Origin of the sequence: Burkholderia sp. E168m23 (genome assembly GCF_016586125.1) — a bacterium.
GTDB lineage: Bacteria > Pseudomonadota > Gammaproteobacteria > Burkholderiales > Burkholderiaceae > Burkholderia > Burkholderia orbicola.
In genome coordinates this window covers 1-4,312 of sequence record NZ_BCPP01000636.1, presented here as the reverse complement: position 1 = coordinate 4,312, position 4,312 = coordinate 1, and the positions used below count along the sequence as shown (strand labels likewise).

General features: G+C 66.9%; 4 protein-coding genes and 1 pseudogene. All 5 read right to left on the bottom strand.

Annotated features, from left to right (window positions below; genetic code table 11):
• Nucleotides 1-102 (bottom strand): annotated as a pseudogene (locus JMF90_RS26420) (BMP family ABC transporter substrate-binding protein); the annotation flags it as partial.
• Nucleotides 103-184: 82 nt separating this feature from the next.
• Nucleotides 185-1,222 (bottom strand): ABC transporter permease, encoded by a 1,038-nt coding sequence (locus tag JMF90_RS26415; protein ID WP_006480700.1) that lies wholly within the window; start codon nt 1,220-1,222, stop codon nt 185-187.
• A 36-nt stretch (nt 1,223-1,258) separates the two neighbouring features.
• Entirely contained in the window at nt 1,259-2,797 is a 1,539-nt protein-coding gene (locus JMF90_RS26410) for a sugar ABC transporter ATP-binding protein (RefSeq protein WP_011547136.1), read from the bottom strand.
• A 12-nt stretch (nt 2,798-2,809) separates the two neighbouring features.
• Nucleotides 2,810-3,586 (bottom strand): SDR family oxidoreductase, encoded by a 777-nt coding sequence (locus JMF90_RS26405; RefSeq protein ID WP_011547135.1) that lies wholly within the window; start codon nt 3,584-3,586, stop codon nt 2,810-2,812.
• An 87-nt stretch (nt 3,587-3,673) separates the two neighbouring features.
• A partial coding sequence (locus JMF90_RS26400; protein ID WP_305790758.1) for an enolase C-terminal domain-like protein occupies nt 3,674-4,312 on the bottom strand: 639 nt, incomplete at its 5' end.

Here is a 4,312-nt window from a genome sequence, read left to right as displayed (position 1 = left end):
CGAGATCAGCGGGATATAGGTTTCCTGCGCCTGCGCACCGGCCGTGACGCCGGCGGCGAACGTCAGCCCGACGATCGCGTTCAACACCTTGCTCCTGATCACTTCGCGTCTCCTTGGTTGGTATCGACTGAAATGCCGGCCCGGCCGGCGGTGAAGCCCATGCCCTGGCGCCTCGGTATCGGCGTCAGCGGCGACGCCGGCGCAGGATGTCCACGTAGACGGCGAGAATGATGATCACGCCCGTCACGACCGTCTGCCATTCCTGTGCGACCGACATGATGCGCAGGCCGTTGGTCAGCACGCTCATGATGAACGCGCCGATGATGGTGCCGACGATGCTGCCCGCGCCGCCCGACAGCGACGTGCCGCCGATCACGACGGCCGCGATCGCATCGAGCTCGTAGCCCTGCCCGAGCGCCGGCTGCGCCGAGTTCAGCCGCGACGCGATCAGCAGGCCGGCGATCCCGCACACCGCGCCGCTGAACGTATAGACGGCGATCTTCCACGCATCGACGTTCACGCCGGACAGCCGCAGCGCCTCCTCGTTGCTGCCGAGCGCGAACGTGTAGCGGCCGAAGATGGTCCGGTTCAGCACGATCGACGCGCCGATCGCGACGAGAAACAGGATCAGCACCGCGTTGGGAATCGGCAGCGCGGGAATGAGGTTGCCGATCAGCGAATCCTGCGCGATCGACGTGAAGCCCGGCGTGTCGTTGAAGTAGATCGGCCGCGTGCCCGAGATCACGAGCGACAGTCCCTTGAGCAGCATCATCATGCCGAGCGTCGCGATGAACGGCGGCACCTTCATCTTCGCGATCACGAAGCCCGACACGCAGCCCGACAGCGCGCCGAAGCACAACGCGGCCAGAATCCCGAGCGGCAGCGGCATCCCCCACTTCGTCAGCACGACGCCGGCCATCACCGCGCAGAACGTCATCAGCGTGCCGACCGACAGGTCGATGCCGGACGTGATGATCACGTACGTGCAGGCGACGGCCAGCACGCCGTTGACGGCGGTGGCCTGCAGGATCGACACGAGGTTGTCGACTTCGAGGAAGTTCGACGACGCGAAGCTGAAAAACACGATCAGCAGCACGAGGCTCGCGAACGCGAGCAGCTTCTGCCGCGCGGCCGGGTTGAAGAAGCGCGATTTCAGGCTCGATGCGGCGGCCGGCGTGTCGCCGGTGGCGAGGGGCGGAACGGGATGCGTATCGTTGGACATGATCGTTAGGCGTCTGAATCGGGACAGTCAAGGCAATCAGGACAACACGGTCGACTCGCGCTGCGTCGCGAGCTGCATGATCTTTTCCTGCGTGGCGTCGGCCGCGCGCAATTCGCCGGTCACGCGGCCTTCGCACATCACGAGAATCCGGTGGCTCATGCGCAGCACCTCGGGCAATTCCGACGAGATCATCACGATCGCCTTGCCGTCGGCGGCGAGCGCGTCGAGCAGCTTGTAGATTTCGCTTTTCGCGCCGACGTCGATGCCGCGCGTCGGCTCGTCGAAGAACAGGATGTCGCAGTCGCGCAGCAGCCATTTCGCGATCACGATCTTCTGCTGGTTGCCGCCCGACAAGAGCCGCGCGGGCTGCGCGACCGACGGCGTGCGGATCGCGAGCTGCCGCACGTACGACCGCGCGGCGTCGCGCATCCCGCGCGCATCGAGAAACAGGCCGCGGCGCACGAAGCGGCGCATGCTCGACAGCGCGATGTTGTTCTGCACGTCCATCCCGATCGCGAGCCCGAAGTGCTTGCGATCCTCGGACAGGTAGCCGATGCCATATTTCACCGCGTCGGCCGGCGTGCGGATCGTCACGGCCCGGCCATGCACGCGGATCTCGCCCGCATCGACCGGATCCGCGCCGAACACCGCGCGCGCGACCTCGGTACGGCCCGCGCCCATCAGCCCGGCGAAGCCGAGGATCTCGCCGCGCCGCAGCGTGAAGCCGACGTCGCGGATCGCGCGGCCGCGCGACAGCCCGCGCACTTCGAGCGCAATCTCGTTCCCGGACGTATCGGGCGGCGTGCGGGTTTCCGTATCGAGCTGGCGGCCGACCATCATCGAGATGATCGATTCCATCGACGTGTCAGCCATCGGCACGGTCGCGACGTACTTGCCGTCGCGCATCACGGTCACGCGATCGGCGATCTGGCGCAACTCGTCCATCTTGTGCGAGATGTAGATGATGCCGACCCCATGCGCGCGCAGGTCGCGGATGATGCGGAACAGCTCGGCGATTTCCGCGTTGTTCAGCGCGGCGGTCGGCTCGTCCATGATCAGCGCGCGCGAGTCGAACGACAGCGCCTTCGCGATCTCGACCATCTGCTGCTTCGCGACCGTCAGCCGGCCGACCGGCGTGCGCGGATCGAGATCGAGCCGCATCCGCTGGAAGATCGCGGCGGCGTCGCGGTTGAGTTTCTCTTCGTCGACGAACACGCCGAAGCGGCCGCGCGGCTCGCGGCCGATGAAGATGTTCTGCGCGACGCTCAGGTGGTTCATCAGGTTCAGCTCCTGATGGATGATGCCGATGCCGAGCGCCTGCGCGGCACGCGGGTCGGCGATCTCCACCGGGCGGCCGTCCATCCGGATCTCGCCCGCGTCGCGCTGGTAGACGCCCGCGAGGATCTTCATCAGCGTCGACTTGCCGGCGCCGTTCTCGCCCATCAGCGCATGCACTTCGCCCGCGCGCAGGTCGAAACGGCAATCGTCGAGCGCCTGCACGCCCGGAAAGCGCTTGCCGATGCCGGTCAGCGCGATCAGCGGCTGCGTGGTGTTCGGGTTCAGGTCGGGTTGCATCGCGCGCGGCCCTCAGCTGATCGCACGATCGAGATGCGTGTAGCCGCCGTCGACGAACAACCACTGGCCCGTCGTGTGCGACGCACGCTCCGACAGCAGGAACACCGCTGTATCGGCGATCTCGTCGGCCGTCGTGAAGCGCTGGCCGAGCGGCACCTTGCCGGCAATTTCCGCGACCTTCGCTTGCGGATCGTCGAAGCCGGCGATCCAGTTCTGATAGAGCGGCGTCATCACCTCGGCCGGAATCACCGCGTTCACGCGCACGCCGTCGTCGCGCAATGCGACGGCCCATTCGCGCGTCAGCGCGAGTTGCGCGCCCTTCGACGCGCAATAGCCGCTCGTGTTGCCCTGCCCGGTCACGGCCGTCTTCGACGAGACGTTGACGATCGCGCCACGCGCCGCCTTCAGGTGCGGCACGCAGTAGTGCGCCATCACGTAGTAGTGGATCAGGTTGCGTTCGAGCGACGCGACGAACGCATCGCGCCCGGCGTCGAGCCCGATGCTGTCGTTGATGCCCGCGTTGTTGACGAGGCCGTCGATACGGCCGAAGCGCGCGAGGGTCTGCGCGACGCCGTCGCGGCACTGTGCGTCGTCCTGCAGTTCGACAGTGACGCACGCGGCGCGCGGCTGTTGCTGCGTGAGCTCGCGCCAGAAGCCGTCGTCCGGCGCGTGGCGCGCGAACACCACGGGAACCGCGCCTTCACCGGCCAGCCGCATCGAGATCGCGGCGCCGATACCCGACGCGCCGCCGGTCACGATCACGACCTTGTCTTGCAGATTCAAATCCACTTCGCGTCTCCGTCGTTCATGTTGTCGCCGCGCACGATGCCCACGACGCACGCCATGCAAATGGCGCGCCGTCGTGCATTGCCCTGCTCAGCCGCGGAACCGGTACTGCTCCAGCGATTCGGGCTTCATCTCGATCGAGAAACCGGGCGCCGTCGGCGGCATGTACGCCGCGCCGCGCACCACGCACGGTTCGACGAAATGCTCGTGCAGGTGATCGACGTACTCGGTCACGCGCCCTTCCTTCGTACCGGAAATGCACACGTAGTCGATCATCGACAGGTGCTGCACGTACTCGCACAGCCCGACGCCGCCCGCGTGCGGGCACACCGGCAGCCCGTACTTCGCGGCCATCAGCATCACCGCGAGAATCTCGTTCACGCCGCCGAGCCGGCACGCGTCGATCTGCACGACGTCGATCGCGCCGCGCGCGATGAACTGCTTGAACAGCACGCGGTTCTGGCACATCTCGCCGGTCGCGACCTGCACCGGCGCGATCGCCTCGCGGATCTTGCGATGCCCCTCGACGTCGTCGGGGCTCGTCGGCTCCTCGATGAACCACGGCCGCGCGAACGCGAGTTCGCGCACCCAGTCGATCGCCTCGTCGACTTCCCACACCTGGTTCGCGTCGATCATCAGCTTGCGGTCGGGGCCGATCACCTCGCGCGCGATCGTCACGCGGCGGATGTCGTCCTCGAGGTTCGCACCGACTTTCAGCTTCACGTACTC